The sequence below is a fragment of the Streptomyces flavochromogenes genome, assembly GCF_000717595.1.
GTDB classification, from domain to species: Bacteria; Actinomycetota; Actinomycetes; order Streptomycetales; family Streptomycetaceae; genus Streptomyces; species Streptomyces flavochromogenes.
This window is the reverse complement of record NZ_JNZO01000013.1, coordinates 15,139-35,609: the sequence shown is the minus strand read 5'-3', so window position 1 is coordinate 35,609 and position 20,471 is coordinate 15,139. Positions and strand designations below refer to the sequence as shown.

Genomic DNA, 20,471 nt, shown 5'->3' with positions numbered 1-20,471 from the left:
GAACCGCTCGGCGACGCCGAGACGGCGAGCGCGACCACCGCGAGGACGCCGCCGTCAGCGGCGGTTGGGCCGGTCGCTGTCGGCGTCCGCCCCGTCGGCGGTGAAGACCTGTGCCGCTCGCTCCACGCGCAGCGTGTCCAGGACGTGGATCTGCCGTTCCGCACGCCCCAGCAGTTCCCGAACGTGTGCGACGTCGATGCGTGCGTCGGTGTCGGCCAGGGCTTCGAGACAGCGCCAGGCGCAGGCCTTGCCTTCGACGCCCAGGCGCATGGCCTCCAGTTCGAGAACGTCACTCAGCGGTGAGCGGGAGAGGACGCGCCCGTTGAGCTTGAGCCGGCCGGCCTTCTCGGCGAGCCGGCCGAGCACCACGCGGTGTCGCTTCACGGGGAGGTCGAGGGCGGCCATGATGCGGAGGAGGCTCTCGCGGTCCTGGCTGACTTCCAGGGCCATGGATGCCAGGGGTGGGCCGAACGCCGTTCCCCGGTGGGCCCGGGCCGCGCGGCGGAACAGCTCGACTCCGGCTGCTGCGCCGGCCAGATGGTCGTTGAGGTAGATGCCGAGGAACTGCGGGCGGATGGTCATGAGGGCGGTGCCTCCGTGAGATCGGTTCGTGGCGGGGCGCTGCCACCCCGCCGCCGTGGCGGGCCCGGGCATGCGATCACCTTCCGCCTTCCGCGAGGGCCGTGGTCGCCGGCAGCGGACCACGGCGTGCTCCGGCAGCGAGCGGCGACCCCGAGCCCCGGCTACCCAGGCTCGTGGTCGGATGTCGTCGGCTCTTCGCTGTTCTCGTCCACCCCCGTGTCGACGTGCATCGCGGCCTCCTCGGCGGGCGCGGCTCCGTCGTCCAGTCCCACGTCCCGGGCGACGGCGTGATCATCGTGCCCGGCCGCCGTGTCGACCGGCGCGAGCCGTCCGGCGCGGGTGGCGCCCGCCTGCTCGTCGATGGGCTCTCCGGCGCCGCCCGGGAGGTCCCCGATGCCGTCGTCTTCCGGCGGCGGCCCTTCCGCAGGGTCGGGGATCTCCTGCGCGAGACGCTGGTCGAGCGTTTCACCCTCCTGCTGTTCCCGGTGGGTGGTGCCGTGCCGATCGACGCCCCGAGGGCGCTCGGGCGGGGAGTAGCCGGGTACCGCCATGTCGTCGATCGGATCCGTCATGAGCGCGTTGTCGGGGTCGAGATCGCCGGAGGGTTCCGCCCCGTCGGAACCGGCGGGCTGATACACGTCGTCACCGCGGGCACCGTTCCCGCCCGGCTCGTCGCTGCCGGTGGTGGCGTGGGACTCGTCGCTGGCCATGGCCTTCCCTTTCGCTGTGGCGCCGTCGAGGCGGCCGAGGGTGGTGCCCTCCCCGCTTCGTGGGGCCCCGTGGCGGACGCGGAGTACTGCTCAGCCACCGAGCGCGGGCAGCACCTTCTCGCGGTAGGCGGTGAAGAACTGCTCCTGATCCTGTCCGATCTGGCCGACGTACACCTCGTCGAATCCGGCGTCCACGTACGCGCGAACGGCATCGACGTGCTCCTCGACGTCAGGGCCGCACGGTACGGAGTCGGCCACCTGGTGTCGTGTGACGAGCTCGGTGGCCTGCTCGAAGTGGGCGGGAGTGGGGAGGATCTGGTTCAGCTCGCCGGGCAGCTGCTCGGTCGGCCACATGCGGTGCGCCGTGTCGACGGCGACGTCCCGTTCCTGGTCCCAGCAGACCTTCAGGCCGCCGACGACGGGCTTGCCCTCCCCGCCTGCCTCGCGGAACGACGCGAGGGCCTCCTCGTCGGGGCCCATGGTGACGAAACCGTCCCCGATGCGTCCCGCGAGTGCGGCGGCCTTGGGGCCGAAGCCGGAGACGAGAATCGCGGGCGGCGCCGCAGGAACGGTGTAGAGGCGGGCGTTGTCCACCGTGTAGTGGCGGCCCCGACGGCTGACATCCCGGCCGGTGAACAGCTCCCGCATCACCTCCACCGCCTCTTCCAGCATGTCCGCACGCTCGTCGAACGCGGGCCATCGGTCACCGAGCACGTGCTCGTTGAGAGCCTCCCCGGTGCCCACGCCCAGAGTGAACCGACCGCCCAGCAGCACACTGGAGGTCGCCGCGGCCTGGGCGGTCACCGCCGGGTGCAGCCGCACCGTGGGGCAGGTCACGAGCGTGGTGACGGGCAGCTCCACTGTCTGGGACAGGGCACCGATCATCGACCAGACGAAGGGGCTGCTGCCCTGGGCGTTCGTCCATGGGTGAAAGTGGTCGGATACGGCCAGGCGGGTGAAGCCCGCGTCCGCCGCCAGGCGTGCCTGGCGCAGCAGCTGGTCCGGGGTGAACTCCTCGCAGGACAGGAAGTAGCCGAAGGACGTCATGCCGCGTTTCCCTTCACGTCGGCCCCCTTGGTCCGGCTACCCGGGCAGGGCGTCTCAATGCCCCCGAGGAGCGATCGACAGACTCCGCGACGGCGAAGGCGGCGTCGGGGGCGCTGGCGCGGCGGGGACATCGCCGACCGTCGGCAGGTCTGCCGACACGCGCGGCGCCCCGCGGCAGCGGTGCGCTGCCGGAGGGCCGGGCGGGTTCGACGGCTGGGCCCAGGAGCCGGCTCCGTCGTGTCGCAGCGGTGCCACCTCGCCGGATGACGGAGACTTGGAGGCAGGGGGCACGTGAGGAGAGGCGGCGGCTTCATGCCTCGTACGGCGCTCATCGTGATCGACATGCTCAACACCTACGCGCACGAGGACGCCGAGGCCCTGGTGCCGTCCGTCCGCGAGGCACTCCCGGGGATCACGACGTTGCTGCGGCACGCACGTGCCGACGAATCGCCCGTCCTCTACGTCAACGACAACTTCGGCGAGTGGCGCTCTCACCACGGAGAGATCCTGAGGGTCGCCCTCGAAGGCCGCCACCGCGACCTGGTGGAGCCGGTGGCGCCCGACGAGGACTCCCTCTTCGTGGTCAAGGCGCGTCATTCGATCTTCTTCGAGACCCCGCTGGCCTATTTGTTGGGCCGCCTGGAGGTCGAGCGCGTGGTGCTGTGCGGACAGGTGACCGAACAGTGCGTGCTGTACTCGGCTCTGGACGCCCACATCCGGCACTTCGACGTGGTCGTGGCGGCCGACGCGGTCGCGCACATCGACGCCGACCTGGCCGGAGCGGCCCTGCGGATGATGCGTACCAACATGTCCGCGACGATCTGCCGGGCGGACGAGATCGCCTTCGGCGCACGACGGCCGGAGTGACACCGGGGCCGGACCCCGCTGAACGGGAGGGCCGCCGTTCCCCCCGCCTCATGTGCGCGCGGCTCGATGCCCGTACCGGGGCTACGGTGGAAGTGTCCCGTCCCGCATGCGTGATCCGAGGGTGACGGCTGTGTCGACGTCGAGTCATGAGATCGCGGGCGCCCCGTGCTGGGTCAGCCTGATGGCCCGGGAGCTGGCTGCCGCGCAGCGTTTCTACGCCGGAGTGCTCGGCTGGCGGTTCCGTGCCAGCGGCCTGGGGGACCGCTTCGCGGTCGCCCTCCACGAGGGCACGCCCGTCGCGGGGATCGGCGCGCTCGCGGAACCCCTCGACCTGCCGGTGGCATGGACCCCGTATTTCGCCGTCGACGACGCGGACCTGACGGCCGCGCGGATCTGTGAACGCGGGGCGACCATGGCCGTAGGGCCCCTGACCTTCGGTACAGGCCGGGCCGGGCTGGCCGCGGATCCCGCCGGAGCGGTGTTCGGGTTCTGGGAGGGGGCCGTTGTGCCGGACTGGTCGGTGGGGAGCGGCAGCGCTCCGGCCTGGCTGGAGCTCCGCACACGCGACGCCTTCGAATCCTCGGCCTTCTACGGGGAGGTCCTCGGCTGGGCGGGGAGAGGACCGGGCCGGTGTGTGGCGTCCAACGAGCAGGACCACGTCGTCCTGCGCCATGGCCACGACACCGTCGCGCGCATCAGTGGCGGGGCGGACGCCGGGGCGTCGGACCCGGAGGTCCGGCCGCGCTGGCGCGTCCGATTCCCCGTACCGGACATCGAGGGGACGATCGCGTCCGCCGAGGAACTGGGCGGCGAAGCCGTCTCCCCGGTGGGTACGTCCACGGCGAGCCGGTGGGTCGATCTGGCCGACCCCGACGGGGCGCGCTTCACCGTGGTGGCACCCCACCCTCATGGGAGGGGCCCGGCTTCCAGCTGACGAGGCTCGTCGCGCGAGGTGCGCAGCGCTGACCTCCGCCGCGGGTGGGTTAAGGCCGGCACCGGTCGTCAGATGCGTTGGGCGCGGTGGAGGAGGGTGTGGAGTCCCTGGGCCCGGAGTGCCGCCCGGGCGGCGTTCGCGCCGGGTGCTCCGTGTACGCCGCCGCCCGGGTGGGCGGCTGCGGAGGCCAGGTAGAGGCCCTTGACGGGAGTCTCCGGACGTCCGGTGCCGGGGGTGGGACGGAAGATCGCCTGTTGGTGGAGGGCGGTGGTGCCGTTGTTGATGGCGCCGTTGTGGAGGTTCTCGTCCATGGCCTGGAGGGTGGTGGGGGCGAGGATGCGGCGGGCGCGGATCAGTGTGCGGAAGCCGGGTGCGAACCGTTCCACCTGTGCTTCGATGCGGTCGGCCATCGCTTCCTGTTCGCGGGTGTCCCAGCGGCCGGTGATGTGGTCGGGGCCGGCGTCCGAGGCGATGTGCTGGGGCAGGTGGGTGTAGGCCCATGCGGATTCGGTTCCGGCCGGGGAGCGGCTGCCGTCCGCTGTCGTCATCTGCCCGAAGAGGGCGAAGGGTGCGTCGGGGACGTGGCCCATGGCGATCTGTGAGGCGAATCGGGTCAGGCCGTCGATGCCGTCCGCGACGTGGACGGTACCGGCCCCGGCGGCCTGCTGTGCCGTCCACGGCACCGGGCCGGTCAGGGCCCAGTCGACCTTGAAGGTCGAGAAGTCCCATTGGAAGCGTTCCAGGTCCCGTAGCAGGCGGGAGGGGAGATGGTCCTGCCCGACGAGGTCCCGGTAGAGGGCGGTCGCCGACGTATCGGCGAGGACGGCCCGGCGTGCGCTCACCGTCTCTCCGCCGGCCGTCCTGACACCCACGGCTCTGTCACCGCGTACGACAACGGACGTGACACGCTCCCCGCACCGCAGCACTCCTCCACGGCGCCGGAGGCGTCTGACGAGTGCCGCGGTCAGGGCACCGGACCCGCCGACGGGGACCGGGAACCCGTGGCTCTGGCCGAGCATCGACATCAGCCATCCGAACCCGCCGCTGCCGGCGGCCTCCGGGGCCAGGTCGGCGTGGAGGGCGTTGCCGGCCAGCAGCAGTCGGCCGCCTGCACCAGCGAACTCCTCCTCGCCGAGGCGGCGCACGGGCAGGGTGAGGCTCCGGGCCAGCCGGATTCCGCCTGTGGTCCGGAGCTTCGCGGCCAGGCGGAGTCCGGCGCGGACCGGTGGGAAGGGGGTGAACAGGGCCTGGACGAGATCGGGCCCGACCCGGCTCCAGACCGTGTACATGTCCTGCCAGGCGTCTCCGTCGCCCGGCGCGAACGACGCCAGTCCGGATGCCGTGTCCCGCACGCGGCGTTCGAGCACCGCGCACCTGCCGTCCAGCAGGGGGTGGGCCAACACGCGCGGGGCGTGGCTCCACCGCAGGCCCTCGGCGGCGAGGTCGAGGCGGGCGAGGACCGGGGAGGCGGCGGCGAGCGGGTAGAACGCGCTGAAGAGGTCCGAGACGTAGTCCGGATGGACACCGCGGTCGCTGCGTACCGCCCCGCCGGGTACCTCCTGCGCCTCCAGGACCTCCACGCTCCAGGCGGCGTCCGCCAGCAGGTTCGCGGCCACCAGCCCGTTGGGGCCCGCGCCGATCACGACCGCGTCAGGCATGGCGCACCTTGCCGTGCCTGACTTCCACGACCTTGGCCAGGCGGGCCAGCATGCCGCGGTGGCGGAGCTGGAGCAGTGCTTCCGTGGCGGGGTTGTGGAGGGTGCCGCCGATGCCGCGCAGCGGGTGCTCGTCGCAGACGACGAGGGTCTCCTCGCCCCACGGCCGGAGCTGGAGGAAGATCCGGGCCGTACCGAGGGCCTTGAAGGAGGCCTCCAGCTCCAGCTCCCGGCCGGGCTCGGTGTGCCGGACGGTGGTGACGCCGTCGAGCGACCAGGGGCCGACGCGGACGGCGTAGCGGAGCCGCGAGCCGACCCCGGGCCAAGCGCCGTCGAGGGGCGCGGACTCGGAGGGCCCCACCACCCACTCTCCGTACGCGTCCGGATCCGCGAGGACCGCCCACACCGCCCGAGGGGAACGTCGGATCAACTGGTGTCGGACAGCCATGGGACAAGTCCTTCTGCCGGGGAGGCCGCTCGTTCCAGCCTAGGCGCCTTCGTCGCCGTCGGCCTTCGTCACCGTCGGCGTGCAACGCATGAGGAGGGCCCCCTGTCCGTGCGCGAGGCCCCTTCCGCTCCGGACAGGAGCACCGACCGGCTCCGCGGCGGCGCTGTGTGAAGCCGCGGGTGCGGTGCTGGGCGAACCGGCACGGTCGGCGTGCGCACCGCCGCGATCGCCCCGCCGATCGGCCGGACGCACACCTCGAACGGGTGAGGTGCCGGCTCCGCCGCGCCGTGGTCCGGCTCGCGCTGCCCGATGATCGCAGGCGGTTGGTGGACCGCGTCTCTCCGGGCCGCATCGTTCACCGCGACCCGGAAAGGCCCCCATGCGCATCCTGCTCGTCGCCGGCAGCTTCAACAGCCTCACCCAGCGCGTCCTGGTCGAGCTGTGCGACCGCGGGCACACCGTATCCGTGGAGGTCACCCCCGACGGGGCCGCCGTGCGCGGGGCCGTGGCGCTCCACGCGCCCGATCTGGTCGTCGCCCCCATGCTGAAGGCCGTCGTGCCTCGCGATGTGTGGACGGCACACCGTTGTCTGATCGTGCACCCGGGGCCCGTGGGCGACCGCGGCCCGTCCTCGCTGGACCACGCGATCCGGGACGGGGTCGAGGAGTGGGGCGTGACCGTCCTCCAGGCCGACGAGGAGATGGACGCGGGCGACGTCTGGGCGACCGCGACCTTCCGCGTCCCGGAGGTCGGCAAGAGCGATCTGTACCGCAACGAGCTGTCCGACGCCGCTGTGGCCGCCGTGCTCCTCGCCGTCGAAAGGGTCGCCGCCGGGGCGACGCCGCGTCCGCAGACCGGCGAGGCCCGCGCCCGTCCCGCGCTCCGTCAGGAGGAGCGCCGGATCGCGTGGGGCGAGGACACCACCGAGAACGTCCTGCGTACCCTGCGGGCCGCCGACTCGCAGCCCGGTGTACCGGACCGGATGCTCGGCGCCGAGTGGTTCCTGCACGGCGGCCACGCGGAGGACGGTCTGCGCGGCCGGCCCGGGGCCCTTCTCGCGACCCGGGCGGGCGCGGTCTGCCGCGCCACCGTGGACGGCGCGGTGTGGATCCCCGAGCTCCGCGCCCGCACCGGCCGCGGCCGGCCGCGTGCCTGCAAGCTTCCCGCCACCCTGGCCCTCGCCGGCAGGCTGCCGGAGCTCCCCGAAGTGCCGGCGCCCGCCGACCCGGCGCCGGGCCGGCGGACCTGGTCCGACATCCGGTACCGCGAGCAGGGACCGGTCGGCGTGCTGTCCTTCGCGTTCCCCGGCGGGGCGATGAGCACCGACCAGTGTCGCCGCCTCCTGGACGCGTACCGGACCGCCTGCGGGCGCCCCACCTCCGTCCTGGTACTCGGCGGGCAGCGCGACTTCTTCTCCAACGGCATCCATCTGAACGTCATCGAGGCCGCCGCCGACCCTGCCGCAGAGTCCTGGGCCAACATCAATGCCATGAACGACCTGGTCGAGGCCGTTCTCACCACGACCGACCGGCTTGTCGTGAGCGCGATCGGAGGCAACGCCGCCGCAGGCGGGGTGATGCTCGCCCTCGCCGCCGACGAGGTCTGGTGCCGTTCGGGTGCGGTGCTCAATCCGCACTACCGGCGCATGGGCCTGTACGGATCGGAGTACTGGACCCGCACCCTGCCCGGAAGGGTGGGCGAGGCCATGGCCGCGCGCCTCACCGAAGAGGCCCGGCCGGTGTCCGCCGCGGCATCGCTGAGCATGGGTCTGATCGACCGGGTCGTCGACTGCGGACCCGGGGAGTTCGCTGCCGAGATCACTCGATCGGCCCTCCACCTGGCATCCCGTGGCGGTCTCCAGCCGCGGATCGCGGCCAAGAAGGCGGAGCACGAGCGCCGGGAGTCCGTTTTTCCCCTAGCGGCCCACCGTGAGCAGGAGCTCTTCCGTATGCGGTCGATCTTCGATGATCCCGCCGCGAGCTACCACGCACGGCGCCGGGCCTTCGTCCGGAAGGAGGCCCCCGAGCGGAGTTCCCCGGCGGCCCAGGTGCGGGCGCGGGCGGATCGTCCGATCGTTGAGCAAGACCCAGGCCTGACATGAGGCCTTCGCCCCACCCCTCCTCAGGAGGCGACCTATGAGCGCAGCAAAGCCGGTCCCGGTCGAGGACCAGGGCGCCGCACCCGGCAGCGAAGAGAAGCCGATCCACATCCTCTGGATCAACGCGGGCCTGAGCTGCGACGGCGACTCGGTGGCCCTCACCGCCGCCATGCAGCCCAGCATCGAGGAGATCGCCCTCGCCGGGCTGCCAGGGCTGCCCAGGATCGCGGTCCACTGGCCACTGATCGACTTCGAGTGCGGTCCGGTGGGCGGCGCCGACACGTTCATCGAGTGGTTCTTCAAGGGCGAGCGGGGCGAGATCGACCCGTTCGTACTGGTCGTCGAGGGATCCATCCCGAACGAGGCCATCAAGCAGGAGGGCTACTGGAGCGGCTTCGGCGACGACCCGGAGACCGGTCAGCCCATCACCACCAGCGAGTGGATCGACCGGCTGGCGCCCAAGGCCCTCGCCGTGGTCGCGATCGGCACCTGCGCCACGTACGGCGGCATCCACGCCATGGCGGGGAACCCGACCGGCGCCATGGGTCTCCCGGACTACCTCGGCTGGGAGTGGAAGTCGCATGCCGGCATCCCCATCGTGTGCGTGCCCGGCTGCCCCATCCAGCCGGACAACTTCGCGGAGACGCTGACCTACCTGCTCTATCAGGCGGTCGGCTCCGCGCCCATGATTCCGCTGGACGACAAGCTCCGTCCGACCTGGCTGTTCGGTGCGACCGTGCACGAGGGCTGCGACCGGGCCGGCTACTACGAGCAGGGCCAGTTCGCCTCGACGTACGACTCGCCCAAGTGCCTGGTCAAGCTCGGCTGCTGGGGCCCGGTCGTCAAGTGCAACGTCCCCAAGCGCGGCTGGATGAACGGCGTCGGCGGCTGTCCCAACGTCGGCGGCATCTGCATCGCCTGCACGATGCCCGGATTCCCGGACAAGTTCATGCCGTTCATGGACGAACCTCCCGGCGGCAAGGTCTCCAGCACCGCCAGCGGCGTGTACGGCTCCGTCATCCGCCGCCTGCGGTCCATCACGGCCAAGACCGTGGACAAGGAGCCGAAGTGGCGGCACACCGGCGAGCGCATCACCACCGGATACCGGCCTCCCTGGTGACCGTGACGCCGTCGCACCACCCCCGCAGTACCCCCCATCCATCCCACTGTTCGCGAAGTCGAAGAGTTGACGAAGGGCACCACAGCAACCATGGCATCTCCGGCGAAGACGACGGGTGACGGCTCCGGCCTTGTGGAGATGGCCTGGGATCCCATCACCCGGATCGTGGGCAGCCTCGGCATCCACACGAAGATCGATTTCAAGCAGAAGCGCGTCGCGGAGTGCTACAGCACGTCCTCCGTCTTCCGCGGCTACAGCGTCTTCATGCGGGGCAAGGACCCCCGCGACGCGCACTTCATCACCAGCCGCATCTGCGGCATCTGCGGTGACAACCACGCGACCTGCTCGGTGTACGCCCAGAACATGGCGTACGGCGTGAAGCCCCCGCACCTCGGTGAGTGGATCATCAACCTCGGCGAGTCCGCGGAGTACATGTTCGACCACAACATCTTCCAGGAGAACCTGGTCGGGGTCGACTACTGCGAGAAGATGGTCCGCGAGACCAACCCCGGTGTCCTGGAGCTGGCCGAGCGCACCGAGGCGCCGCACGCCGCCGAACACGGCTACCGCACGATCGCGGACATCATGCGCTCCCTCAACCCCCTCGAAGGCGAGTTCTACCGCGAGGCGCTCCAGGTCAGCCGCTACACCCGGGAGATGTTCTGTCTCATGGAAGGGCGGCACGTCCACCCCTCCACCCTCTATCCCGGCGGTGTCGGCACGGTCGCGTCCGTGCAGCTGTTCACCGACTACATGAGCCGCCTCATGCGGTACGTGGAGTTCATGAAGCGGGTCGTCCCCCTCCACGACGACCTCTTCGACTTCTTCTACGAGGCGCTGCCCGGCTACGAGGAGGTCGGCCGCCGCCGGGTGCTGCTCGGCTGCTGGGGCGCCCTCAACGACCCCGAGCACTGCGACTTCACCTACGCCAACATGACCGACTGGGGCCGGCGGATGTTCGTCACCCCCGGTGTCGTCGTCGACGGCAAACTGGTGACCAACGACCTCACCGAGATCAACCTCGGCATTCGCATCCTGCTCGGCAGCTCGTACTACGAGGACTGGCAGGGCCAGGAGCAGTTCGTCACCCACGATCCCCTCGGCAACCCGGTCGACCCGCGCCACCCGTGGAACCAGCACACGATCCCGGCCCCGCAGAAGCGGAACTTCGACGACAAGTACAGCTGGGTCATGTCCCCGCGATGGTTCGACGGCAAGGACCACCTGGCGCTGGACACCGGGGGCGGCCCCATCGCGCGCCTGTGGTCCACCGCGCTCTCCGGCCTCGTCGACATCGGCTACATCAAGGCCACCGGGCACAGCGTCGTCATCAACCTCCCCCGGACGATGACCAAGCCGGAGACCACCTTCGAGTGGAAGATCCCGAAGTGGAGCAACGCCCTGGAGCGCAACCGCGCCCGGACGTACTTCCAGGCGTACGCGGCGGCCGTCGCCCTGCACTGCGCCGAGAAGGGCCTGGAAGAGGTCCGCGCCGGACGCACGCAGACGTGGGAGAAGTTCGAAGTGCCCGACGAGTCCATCGGCGTCGGCTTCACCGAGGCCGTACGCGGCGTCCTCTCGCACCACATGGTCATCAGGGACGGCAAGATCGCCAACTACCACCCCTATCCGCCGACGCCGTGGAACGCCTCCACGCGGGACACGTTCGGGACCCCCGGACCGTACGAGGACGCGGTGCAGAACACCCCGATCTTCGAGGAGAACACGCCCGAGAACTTCAAGGGCATCGACATCATGCGCGCCGTGCGCAGTTTCGACCCCTGTCTCCCGTGCGGCGTCCACATGTACACGGGCAACGGCAGGACCGTGAAGCAGATGCACGTGCCCACCGGCCTGAGCGGTCTGGCCGGATGAGCACGACCACCGCCGAAGAGGCGGGCCGACGCGTCGAGGAGGTCCTGGACCGGCTGGCCGAGAACGGCGACGCCGAGGCCTCCGCGGCCGCGGAGGAAGTCGTACGCGTCCTCATGGAGTTCTACGGCAGTGGCATCGCCCGCGTGGTCGAGCTCCTCGGGAGCCCCGCCGCCCGTCCGCCCGCCGACCCGCTGGGTCCGCTGCTCGCGGACGAACTCGTCGCGAGCCTGCTCAACCTGCACGGACTGCACCCCGAGGACGCGCCGGCGCGCATCGACCGCGCCCTGTCCGCCCTGCCGCAGCCCGTGGAGAACGCCGGGTTCGACACGGCGACGGGCGTGCTGCGGCTGCGGGTCACCGCCTCGACCGGCTGCGGCTGCTCCGGCACCCAGGAGTCCGTCCGGCAGGCGGCCGTGGACGCCCTCGCCTGCTTCGCGCCCGAGGTCACCGCCGTGGAGCTGGAGACCGGCGCTCCGCGCGAGCCGGCGCTGCTCCAGATCGGCACCCGTCCGTCCCTCGCGGGCGCGGACGGCCGCTCGTCGGCCGCCCTGTGAACGGGCCGCCGAACGGCGCCGTGCGGCCCCCGCGGCCCACGGGCCTGCGCCGGTTCACCACCCCGCGTCCGCCCCGCGAGGAACGGTGCGAACTGTGTGGGGCGGCACTCGCGGCCGAGGTGCGTCACCCGCATCTCGTCGACACGGACAAGCGGGCCCTGGTGTGCGCATGCGGCCCGTGCGCGCAGCTGATGGACCGGTCCGCGGCCTCCCCTGGCCGCTTCAGGGCGGTGCCCGGCCGTTTCCTGAGCGACCCGGGACACCGGATCGACGACCGGGCGTGGGAGTCGCTGCGAATCCCGGTCTCCGTCGCGTTCCTCTTCCGCAATTCCGCCCTCGACCGACCGGTGGCGCTCTACCCGAGCCCCGCCGGTGCCACCGAGAGCGAGCTGGAGGAGGACGCCTGGCGGTCCGTCCTCGACGCCACCCCGCTGGCCGCCCACCTCGAACCCGACGTGGAGGCCCTGTTGCTCCGCCGCCACGAGGGCCGCACCGAGTGCTTCCTCGTACCGATCGACCTCTGTTACGAACTGGTGGGCCGCATGCGACTGCACTGGCAGGGGTTCGACGGAGGCGCGGAGGCACGCGCCGCCCTCGACGAGCTCTTCGCCCACGTACGCGGCCTGGCGCGCGAGCCGCAGGGGAGCCGGCCGTGACCGAGTTCTCCTTCGGCTGCACCGACGTCCGCGCCGATCCCTACGCGGCCGGCCCCACGCTCGTGTTCCGGCTGCGGATCACCGCCACCGGCGGTGACCGGGTGCACGCCATGGCCCTGCGCTGCCAGATCCGTATCGAACCCGCCCGGCGCGGCTACGACGACCAGGAGGCCGCAGCGCTGGGCGACCTCTTCGGGGAGCGCTCCCGGTGGGGCAGCAGCCTCAACCCGGTGCAGTTCGCCCAGGCCTCCGTCATGGTGCCCGGCTTCACCGGCGAGATCGAGACCGACCTCGTCGTACCGTGCACCTACGACACCGACATCGCCGCGTCCAGGTACTTCCGGGCGCTCTCCGACGGCGACGTCCCGCTGCTCCTGCTCTTCTCCGGCACCGCGTTCACCGGCGCCGGCGGCTTCCACGTCGAGCCCGTTCCCTGGGACAAGGAGGTCTCGCACCGCATGCCTGTGAAGGTGTGGCGCGAGATGATCGACCAGCACTTCCCCGGCTGCGGATGGATCCGGCTCCCGGGCGACGCGATGGACGCCCTGCTCGCCTACCGCTCGCGCCGGGCCCTCCCGTCATGGCAGGCCACCGTCGAGTCCCTGCTCGAAGCGGCGGGGGAGAGGACAGCATGACCACCGTCGCCTTCACTCCCGGCACCGAGGCGCGGTTCGCCGTCGCCCGGCATGTCGCCGACGCCGTCCTCTTCGAGGGGTACGTCCTCTACCCGTACCGTGCGTCCGCCGCGAAGAACCGGCTCCGCTGGCAGTTCGGCGTCCTGGTGCCACCGTCCTGGAGCGCCGTCGCCGAGGAGCACGACCTCCAGCGCACCGAGTGCCTCATGGAGCCCAGGACCGGCGCCGAACTCGCCGTGGAGGTCCGCTTCCTGCGCGCCCAGCGGCGCACCGTCGAAGAACTCCGTGAGGACGGGACGTACGCCCCGACCGACGAACTCCGCCTGGCCGACCGGGTCCTGGTGCCCTGGGACGAGGGCGTCGAGGAGCGGGTCACCCTCGCCGTCCCCGTCGCCGAGCTGCGCGGTGACGGTGCCGTCCTGCCCTTCACCCGCCCCGCGGCCGACGAGGTCGAGAAGGTCACCGACGACGGCCGCGTCCTCGGCCGACTCGTACGCCGGCGCGACGAGATCAGCGGTACTCTGCGCATCTCCTCGGCAGAACTCGACGGCCCGTACCGTGTCGAGCGCCTCTCGGTCACGGTGGAGAACACCAGCACCTGGACCGCCGAACGGGACACCGACCGCCACGCGGCACTGCCGTACTCCCTCGTCGCCGCGCACGCCCTGCTGCGCCTCGACGGCGGCTCGTTCCTGTCGATGACAGACCCGCCGGAATGGGCCAAGGGTGCCGTCGCGGCCTGCCGCAACCTGCACACCTGGCCCGTCCTGGCCGGCGAACCCGGCCGTGACGACCTGATGCTCTCCTCGCCGATCATCCTGGAGGATCATCCGGCCATCGCGCCCGAGAGCCCCGGCGCCCTCTACGACGCGACCGAGATCGACGAGATCCTCGCCCTGCGCACGGCGGCCCTCACCGACGAGGAGAAGCGCGAGGCCAGGGGGACCGATGCCCGCGCGGCGGCGGTGATCGAACTGGCGGACACCATGCCCCCCGAGGTCCTCGAACGTCTGCACGGAGCGGTGCGGAGCCTCCAGAGCGTCACCGGGACCCCGAAGCCGGCCGGAAACATCCTCGAACCGGAGACGCCCTGGTGGGACCCGGGCGGCGACACCGGTGTCGATCCGGGCAACGACCACGTCCTCGTCGACGGACGCGCCGTCCGCGCGGGCAGCAGGGTCGTCCTGCGCCCACGGCTCCGCCACACGGACGCCCAGGACCTGTTCCTCGACGGGCGCAGCGCCCTGGTCGAGGCGGTCCTCCACGACGTCGACGGAGGAGTCCACATCGCGGTCACCGTGGAGGACGACCCGGGCGCCGACATCCGTCGCGAACAGGGCAGGTTCCTCTACTTCCAGCCCGACGAGGTCGAAACACTGGAGGACAGGTGAACGGCCCCGCGCCCGAGGCCGGAACGCCCGGTACGGCCCGCACCCTCGTGGCCGGGGTGGGCAACATCTTCCTCGGCGACGACGGCTTCGGCGTGGAGACCCTGCGGCGGCTCACCCGCGAGGAACTCCCCGCCTCCGTCGAGCTGGCCGACGTCGGCGTCCGGGGCGTCCACCTCGCCTACGAACTCCTCGAAGGCTGGGACACGCTCGTCCTCGTCGACGTCACCGCCCGCGGCGGTCCACCGGGGACGCTCTATCTGATCGACGCCTCGGCGGCGAACGACCGCGGCCACGGTACGGAGCCCGCGCCGCTCGACGGCCACCGGATGACGCCCGACGCCGTCCTCGCCCTGCTCGACACCCTGTGCGCGGGAACCGGGGCCGCGCCGCCACGGCGGATCCTCGTCGTCGGCTGCGAACCGGCCTGCCTCGACGAGGGCATCGGGCTCAGCCCCCAGGTCGCCGCGGCCGTACCCGAAGCCGTGCGCATGGTGACCGAACTGGTCCGGCAGGAAGCCGTCGTATGAACAGGGAAACGGAGAGCACCATGCACAGGAACATCCTCGGCATCGCAGCTGTCGCCACCGCCGCACTGGCCGTCGCGGCCGTCGTCGCCGGAGTCCTCCCCGACCTCCGGCGCTACCTGCGGATCAGCAGGATGTGACGCACCCGCAGGTTCGGTGGCGGCGGCTGCACCGAACGGACGACACCGACGGCCGGTCCCGGCGCGCCGGGCGTTCCTCCGCCACCCCCCGTTCTCTAATGGCGCCCGAGACCCACCCCGGCGCCCAGGACGGAGACCGATGCACGAGATGTCCCTCGCGGTCGCCGTCGTCGACCAGGTCGAGACCGCGGCGAGGTCCCGGGGGGCCATCGGTGTCAGCAGCATCGAGCTGGAGGTGGGCGAGCTGGCCGGCGTCGTCGCCGACGCCCTCGCCTTCTGTTTCGAACTCGCCTGCGCCGGAACCGTCGTCGAAGGCGCCGAGCTGATCACCCGAACCGTCCCCGGAACCGCGCGCTGCACCCCATGCGCCGAGGTCTGGCCGGTCGGCATGCCGCCGTGCCTGCTCTGCCCCGGCTGCGGCGCCGCGGCCGACGGACTCGTCTCCGGCCGCGAACTCCAGATCCGGGAGGTCCGCTGGGCCGACCCGGAGGCGTCGCGCGAAGAAGCGCACCAACCGATCACCGAGGAGAGCTGAGCATGTGCCGAGCAGTCGATCTCCAGCGTGCCGTTCTCGCGAAGAACGAGGCCGCGGCACAGATCCTGCGCACCGAACTGACCGCCCGCGGCACCACCGTGGTCAACCTGCTCTCCAGCCCCGGCAGCGGCAAGACCGCCCTGCTGGAGCGAGAACTCCGCCTCGCCGCCGAACGGGGCGTCAGCGCCGCCGCGCTCACCGCCGACCTCGCCACCGAGAACGACGCCCGTCGCCTGGCCCGCTCGGGTGTCCCCGTCAAGCAGGTGCTCACCGACGGCCTCTGTCATCTGGAGGCCGACATGGTCGCCCGCCACCTGCACGACTGGCTGCCCGAGTCGACCCGGCTGCTGTTCGTCGAGAACGTCGGCAACCTCGTCTGCCCCGCCGGCTACGACCTGGGAGAGTCGCTCCGCGTCGTGCTCGCCTCGGTCACCGAGGGGGAGGACAAGCCGCTCAAGTATCCCAGCGCGTTCGGCCTCGCCCAGCTGGTGATCGTCACCAAGACCGACATGGCCGAGGCCGCGGAGTTCGACGAGACGGCCTTCCGCACCCACGTGGAGCAGGTCAACCCCGGCGTCGAGGTCGTTCTCAGCTCGGTGCGGGACGGCCGAGGAGCCGGCACGCTGCTCGACCGGGCCCTCGCCACGGCCGAGGGCAACCGTGTCCACACCCCGGTGATGGCCCGGGCCGGCGCGTGACCACGGCGCGGCCCGGACCCGCACCCGCCACGGCCCTGCGGCGCAGCCGCGTGGTCGTCCGCGGCGTTGTGCAGGGTGTGGGTTTCCGGCCCTTCGTCTACGGTCTCGCCACCGGACTGCGGCTGTCCGGCCACGTCACCAACACGGCGGACGGCGTCGTCGCGGAGGTGGAGGGCGACCCCCAAGCCGTCGAGACCTTCTGTGCCCGCCTCGCGCCCGACGCCCCGCCCCTGGCCCGGGTCGAGTCGGTCGAGGCGGCCGACGTCACCGCGAGTGGCGCCAGCGGATTCACGATCGTGCCCTCCCGCCGGGGCGGCGCCGTCCGCACCCTCGTCCCGCCGGACACCGCCACCTGCGACGCCTGCCTCGCGGAACTCGCGGACCCGGCCGACCGGCGGTACCGGCACCCCTTCATCACGTGCACCCACTGCGGCCCGCGGTACACCATCGTCACGGGACTGCCGTACGACCGGCTCCACACCACCATGGCCGGCTTCCCGATGTGCCCGGACTGCGCCCGGGAGTACGCGGACCCGGCCGACCGGCGCTTCCACGCGCAGCCCGTCGCCTGCCCCCACTGCGGCCCCCGGCTGCGGCTGATCACGGCACCGGGCGACCCCGCGTCGTCCGGTACGGATCCGTCCCCCGACCACCCCCGCGCCGACCCCGGCCGCGATCCCGATGCCGACCCGATCGCCGCCGCACGCAGGATGCTCGCCTCCGGCGCCATCCTGGCCGTCAAGGGCCTCGGCGGCTACCACCTGGCCTGTGACGCGACGAACCCCGCGGCGGTGGCCGAACTGCGCCGCCGCAAGGCACGCGGTGACAAACCGTTCGCGATGATGGCCGCGGACCTCGCCGACATCGAGCCCCTCGCTCACCTCTGCCCGCTCGAACGTGAACTTCTCACCGGCAGCGTTCGGCCCGTCGTGCTCCTGCGCCGCCGCGACGACGCGCGGCCGCGCCAGGGGGCCGCGCCCGCGGAGGCGGTGGCGCCGGGCAGCCCCGACCTCGGCTTCATGCTCCCGTACACCCCGGTGCACCATCTCCTCCTCGGCCTCGGCCTCGGCGCGGCGGACGGGCAAGGGCCCCGACTGCTGGTGATGACCAGCGGCAATCTCGCGGGCGAGCCCATCGTCACGGACGACGGGGAGGCACTGACCAGACTCGCCGGCCTGGCGGACGCCTGGCTGCAGCACGACCGGCCCATCCACGTTCCCTGTGACGACTCCGTCGTGCGCGTCTGCGACGGCGAGCGGCTGACGCTGCGCCGCTCCCGGGGCTATGCGCCGCTGCCGGTCGCGCTGCCCGTGGAGGTCGCCCCCTCCCTCGCCGTCGGAGGGGACCTCAAGAACACCTTCTGTCTCGGCGACGGACGCCAGGCCTGGCTCTCCGCCCACATCGGCGACATGGACGACCTCGCCACCCAGCTCGCCCTCACCTCCGCCGAGTGGCGGCTCGAGTCCGTCACGGGCGTGCGGCCCGGACTGCTCGCCGCCGACCGTCACCCCGCCTACCGGTCCACCCGCTGGGCCCGCGAACACGCGGAAGGACGGCCTGTCGTCGCCGTACAGCATCACCACGCGCACGTCGCGGCGGCGATGGCCGAGAACGGGCTCGACGGCACGGCTCCCGTCATCGGCGTGGCCTTCGACGGCACCGGCTACGGTCTCGACGGCGCCGTGTGGGGCGGTGAGTTCCTGCTCGCGGACTACGCCGGGTTCGAGCGGTTCGCGCACCTGTCCTACGTACCCCTGCCCGGCGGCGACGCGGCCGTACGACGGCCCTACCGCATGGCCCTGGCCCACCTTCGCGCCGCGGGTCTCGCCGCCGACCGCGCTCTGCCCTGCACGCGAGCCTGTCCTCCGGGCGAACTCCCCGTACTGGAAAGGCAGTTGGCCGGCGGAGTGAACTGCGTGCCCACGTCCAGCATGGGGCGCCTGTTCGATGCCGTCTCGTCCCTCGTGGGGATCTGCCACCACGCGGGATACGAGGCGCAGGCCGCGATCGAGCTGGAGGCCGCGGCCCTGCGCGCACCCGATGTGGCCGAGGACGAACGGTACGCCTTCCGGCTCGGTTCACCGCAGTCCGGCGCCCCGCTCACCGCCGACCCCGCACCCCTTCTGAGAGCGGTGGCCGCCGACGTCCTGGACGGGACCCCGACAGCCGTCGTCGCGGCGCGGTTCCACCGCGCCGTGGCCCGACTGGTGCGTACGGTCTGCGCCGCCGCCCGCGGCGGAACCGGCGTGGAGACCGTGGCCCTGACCGGGGGAGTGTTCGCCAACACGGTGCTCTCCTCGGCCTGCGCCGAAGGGCTGCGGGAGGACGGCTTCACCGTGCTGCGCCACCGCTCGATCCCGCCGAACGACGGCGGTCTGGCTCTCGGCCAGCTCGTCGTGGCCGCCCGGATCACGGACCGGACGGCCCCCGTCACGCCGCGACGAGAGCGGCATTGAGGAGACACCCATGTGCCTGGCGGTACCCGGAAGAGTGCTGGACGTCGAGGACCGGGACGGCACCCGGATGGCCACGGTCGACTTCGGCGGTGTGGTCAAGGAGGTGTGCCTGGAATACCTGCCGGACCTGAAACCCGGCGAGTACGCCATCGTCCATGTGGGCTTCGCCCTCCAGAGGCTCGACGAGGAGTCCGCCAAGCGGACGCTGGAGCTGTTCGAGACCCTCGGCCTGCTCCAGGAGGAGTTCGGGGACCCGTGGGAGGCCGCCGAGGCCGCGGGAAGCGAGTGGCAGGCGCAGGACGACGTCCACGGAGAGGTGCGGCCGTGAAGTACATCGACGAGTTCCAGAACCCGGACCTGGCACGTCGGCTGCTCGACGAGATCAGCGCGACGGTGACCCGCCCCTGGGCCCTGATGGAGGTCTGCGGCGGCCAGACGCACAGCATCATCCGGCACGGCATCGACCAGCTCCTGCCCTCCGAGATCGAGCTGATCCACGGCCCGGGCTGTCCGGTCTGCGTCACTCCGCTGGAGATGATCGACAAAGCCCTGGAGATCGCTTCCCGGCCAGGGGTGATCTTCTGCTCGTTCGGCGACATGCTCCGCGTCCCCGGCACGGGCCGCGACCTGTTCCAGGTCCGCGGGCAGGGCGGCGACGTCAGGGTGGTCTACTCCCCGCTGGACGCGCTGCGGATCGCCGAGCAGAACCCGGACCGGGAGGTGGTCTTCTTCGGGATCGGCTTCGAGACCACGGCGCCCCCCAACGCGATGACGGTCCATCAGGCGCGCAAGCGGAACATCCGCAACTTCAGCCTGCTCGTGTCCCACGTCCGTGTCCCCCCGGCCATCGACGCGATCATGCGGTCCCCGGACTGCCGCGTCCAGGGCTTCCTCGCGGCCGGACACGTCTGCAGCGTGATGGGCACGGCCGAGTACCCCGACCTCGCACAACGCCACCAGGTGCCGATCGTGGTCACCGGATTCGAGCCGCTGGACATCCTGGAAGGCGTACGCAGGACCCTGCTGCAGCTGGAACGGGGCGAGCACACGGTCGAGAACGCCTACCAGCGCGCCGTGACAGCCGAGGGCAATCCGGCAGCGCAGGCGATGCTGAGTGATGTCTTCGAGATCACCGACCGGGCCTGGCGCGGCATCGGCGTCATCCCGGACAGCGGCTGGCGCCTGTCCGATCGCTACCGTGACCACGATGCCGAGCACCGCTTCTCCGTCGAAGGAATCGTCACTCGCGAGCCCGCGGAGTGCCGCAGCGGCGAGGTCCTCCAGGGCCTGCTGAAACCGAACGAGTGCGAGGCCTTCGGCACCACCTGCACGCCTCGCTCCCCGCTCGGCGCCACGATGGTGTCCAGCGAGGGCGCCTGCGCCGCCTACTACCTCTACCGGCGGCTCGACGCGGGAACCCCGGGACCGCGGCCCGCGGTCGCGGCCCGTGTGGGCTCTGGAACCCCGTCCCCGGCCACCGCCTCTCTGGAGGGCAGCCCCCTTGCCTGACACCGTCAGCACCACCCCTGCGGTCGACGCCGCACAG

21 protein-coding genes are annotated in these 20,471 nt (G+C 72.0%); 16 read left to right on the top strand and 5 right to left on the bottom strand.

Features of this window, described 5'->3' with window-relative positions; genetic code table 11:
• Positions 1–54 precede the first annotated feature (54 nt).
• The 3 genes from IF00_RS0117125 to IF00_RS0117115 all read right to left on the bottom strand — a co-directional run bounded on the left by IF00_RS0117125 (position 55) and on the right by IF00_RS0117115 (position 2,339).
• Positions 55–582 (bottom strand): hypothetical protein, encoded by a 528-nt coding sequence (locus IF00_RS0117125; RefSeq protein WP_037638428.1) that lies wholly within the window; start codon positions 580–582, stop codon positions 55–57.
• Between the two features lie 161 nt (positions 583–743).
• The gene (locus IF00_RS41295; protein WP_209439771.1) at positions 744–1,292 is read right to left on the bottom strand and encodes a DUF5709 domain-containing protein; all 549 of its coding nucleotides are present in this window, start codon (positions 1,290–1,292) and stop codon (positions 744–746) included.
• A 90-nt stretch (positions 1,293–1,382) separates the two neighbouring features.
• Complete coding sequence (locus IF00_RS0117115; protein WP_030318943.1) at positions 1,383–2,339, bottom strand: TIGR03557 family F420-dependent LLM class oxidoreductase; 957 nt, start codon at positions 2,337–2,339, stop codon at positions 1,383–1,385.
• 312 nt (positions 2,340–2,651) lie between these two features.
• Between IF00_RS0117115 and IF00_RS0117110 the strand changes: the two genes are divergently transcribed.
• Complete coding sequence (locus IF00_RS0117110; RefSeq protein ID WP_030318941.1) at positions 2,652–3,206, top strand: cysteine hydrolase family protein; 555 nt, start codon at positions 2,652–2,654, stop codon at positions 3,204–3,206.
• A 181-nt stretch (positions 3,207–3,387) separates the two neighbouring features.
• Positions 3,388–4,140, top strand: a complete 753-nt coding sequence (locus IF00_RS0117105; protein ID WP_037638425.1) for a VOC family protein — start codon at positions 3,388–3,390, stop codon at positions 4,138–4,140.
• Positions 4,141–4,208: 68 nt separating this feature from the next.
• Here IF00_RS0117105 and IF00_RS0117100 read toward each other — a convergent pair whose 3' ends face one another.
• Positions 4,209–5,798, bottom strand: a complete 1,590-nt coding sequence (locus tag IF00_RS0117100) for a phytoene desaturase family protein (protein ID WP_030318938.1) — start codon at positions 5,796–5,798, stop codon at positions 4,209–4,211.
• Complete coding sequence (locus IF00_RS0117095) at positions 5,791–6,243, bottom strand: SRPBCC family protein (RefSeq protein ID WP_030318936.1); 453 nt, start codon at positions 6,241–6,243, stop codon at positions 5,791–5,793. Before IF00_RS0117095 ends, IF00_RS0117100 begins: the two co-directional genes overlap by 8 nt.
• 379 nt (positions 6,244–6,622) lie before the next feature.
• On the opposite strand from IF00_RS0117095, the gene IF00_RS0117090 reads away from it, so the two are divergent.
• The 14 genes from IF00_RS0117090 to hypD all read left to right on the top strand — a co-directional run bounded on the left by IF00_RS0117090 (position 6,623) and on the right by hypD (position 20,434).
• Positions 6,623–8,344, top strand: a complete 1,722-nt coding sequence (locus tag IF00_RS0117090) for a hydrogenase maturation protein (RefSeq protein WP_030318934.1) — start codon at positions 6,623–6,625, stop codon at positions 8,342–8,344.
• 34 nt (positions 8,345–8,378) lie between these two features.
• Positions 8,379–9,461, top strand: coding sequence for an NADH-quinone oxidoreductase subunit B family protein (locus IF00_RS0117085; RefSeq protein WP_030318932.1), 1,083 nt, complete (start codon positions 8,379–8,381; stop codon positions 9,459–9,461).
• Between the two features lie 90 nt (positions 9,462–9,551).
• Positions 9,552–11,336: a nickel-dependent hydrogenase large subunit gene (locus IF00_RS0117080; RefSeq protein ID WP_026057905.1), complete on the top strand. Its 1,785-nt coding sequence runs from the start codon at positions 9,552–9,554 to the stop codon at positions 11,334–11,336.
• Positions 11,333–11,890 carry a hypothetical protein gene (locus tag IF00_RS0117075; RefSeq protein WP_030318931.1) on the top strand — a complete coding sequence of 186 codons (558 nt, stop codon included), beginning with the start codon at positions 11,333–11,335 and terminating at the stop codon, positions 11,888–11,890. Before IF00_RS0117080 ends, IF00_RS0117075 begins: the two co-directional genes overlap by 4 nt.
• Complete coding sequence (locus tag IF00_RS0117070; RefSeq protein ID WP_051820317.1) at positions 11,887–12,546, top strand: DUF5947 family protein; 660 nt, start codon at positions 11,887–11,889, stop codon at positions 12,544–12,546. Before IF00_RS0117075 ends, IF00_RS0117070 begins: the two co-directional genes overlap by 4 nt.
• Complete coding sequence (locus IF00_RS0117065) at positions 12,543–13,181, top strand: DUF6084 family protein (protein ID WP_030318929.1); 639 nt, start codon at positions 12,543–12,545, stop codon at positions 13,179–13,181. Before IF00_RS0117070 ends, IF00_RS0117065 begins: the two co-directional genes overlap by 4 nt.
• Positions 13,178–14,572 carry a hypothetical protein gene (locus tag IF00_RS0117060; RefSeq protein ID WP_030318927.1) on the top strand — a complete coding sequence of 465 codons (1,395 nt, stop codon included), beginning with the start codon at positions 13,178–13,180 and terminating at the stop codon, positions 14,570–14,572. The genes IF00_RS0117065 and IF00_RS0117060 overlap by 4 nt, the downstream gene beginning before the upstream one ends.
• Entirely contained in the window at positions 14,569–15,099 is a 531-nt protein-coding gene (locus tag IF00_RS0117055) for a hydrogenase maturation protease (RefSeq protein ID WP_030318925.1), read from the top strand. The genes IF00_RS0117060 and IF00_RS0117055 overlap by 4 nt, the downstream gene beginning before the upstream one ends.
• 20 nt (positions 15,100–15,119) lie before the next feature.
• Positions 15,120–15,236 carry a DUF6893 family small protein gene (locus IF00_RS48030; protein WP_425338331.1) on the top strand — a complete coding sequence of 39 codons (117 nt, stop codon included), beginning with the start codon at positions 15,120–15,122 and terminating at the stop codon, positions 15,234–15,236.
• A 139-nt stretch (positions 15,237–15,375) separates the two neighbouring features.
• Entirely contained in the window at positions 15,376–15,771 is a 396-nt protein-coding gene (locus IF00_RS0117045) for a hydrogenase maturation nickel metallochaperone HypA/HybF (protein WP_030318922.1), read from the top strand.
• Positions 15,772–15,773: 2 nt separating this feature from the next.
• Positions 15,774–16,469 (top strand): hydrogenase nickel incorporation protein HypB, encoded by a 696-nt coding sequence (gene hypB / locus IF00_RS0117040; protein WP_030318920.1) that lies wholly within the window; start codon positions 15,774–15,776, stop codon positions 16,467–16,469.
• Entirely contained in the window at positions 16,466–18,925 is a 2,460-nt protein-coding gene (gene hypF / locus IF00_RS0117035) for a carbamoyltransferase HypF (protein ID WP_030318919.1), read from the top strand. The genes hypB and hypF overlap by 4 nt, the downstream gene beginning before the upstream one ends.
• A 10-nt stretch (positions 18,926–18,935) precedes the next feature.
• Positions 18,936–19,253, top strand: a complete 318-nt coding sequence (locus IF00_RS0117030; RefSeq protein ID WP_078944713.1) for a HypC/HybG/HupF family hydrogenase formation chaperone — start codon at positions 18,936–18,938, stop codon at positions 19,251–19,253.
• A complete protein-coding gene (gene hypD / locus IF00_RS0117025) occupies positions 19,250–20,434 on the top strand; it encodes a hydrogenase formation protein HypD (RefSeq protein ID WP_030318913.1) in 1,185 nt (394 codons plus the stop codon). The genes IF00_RS0117030 and hypD overlap by 4 nt, the downstream gene beginning before the upstream one ends.
• Positions 20,435–20,471 lie beyond the last annotated feature (37 nt).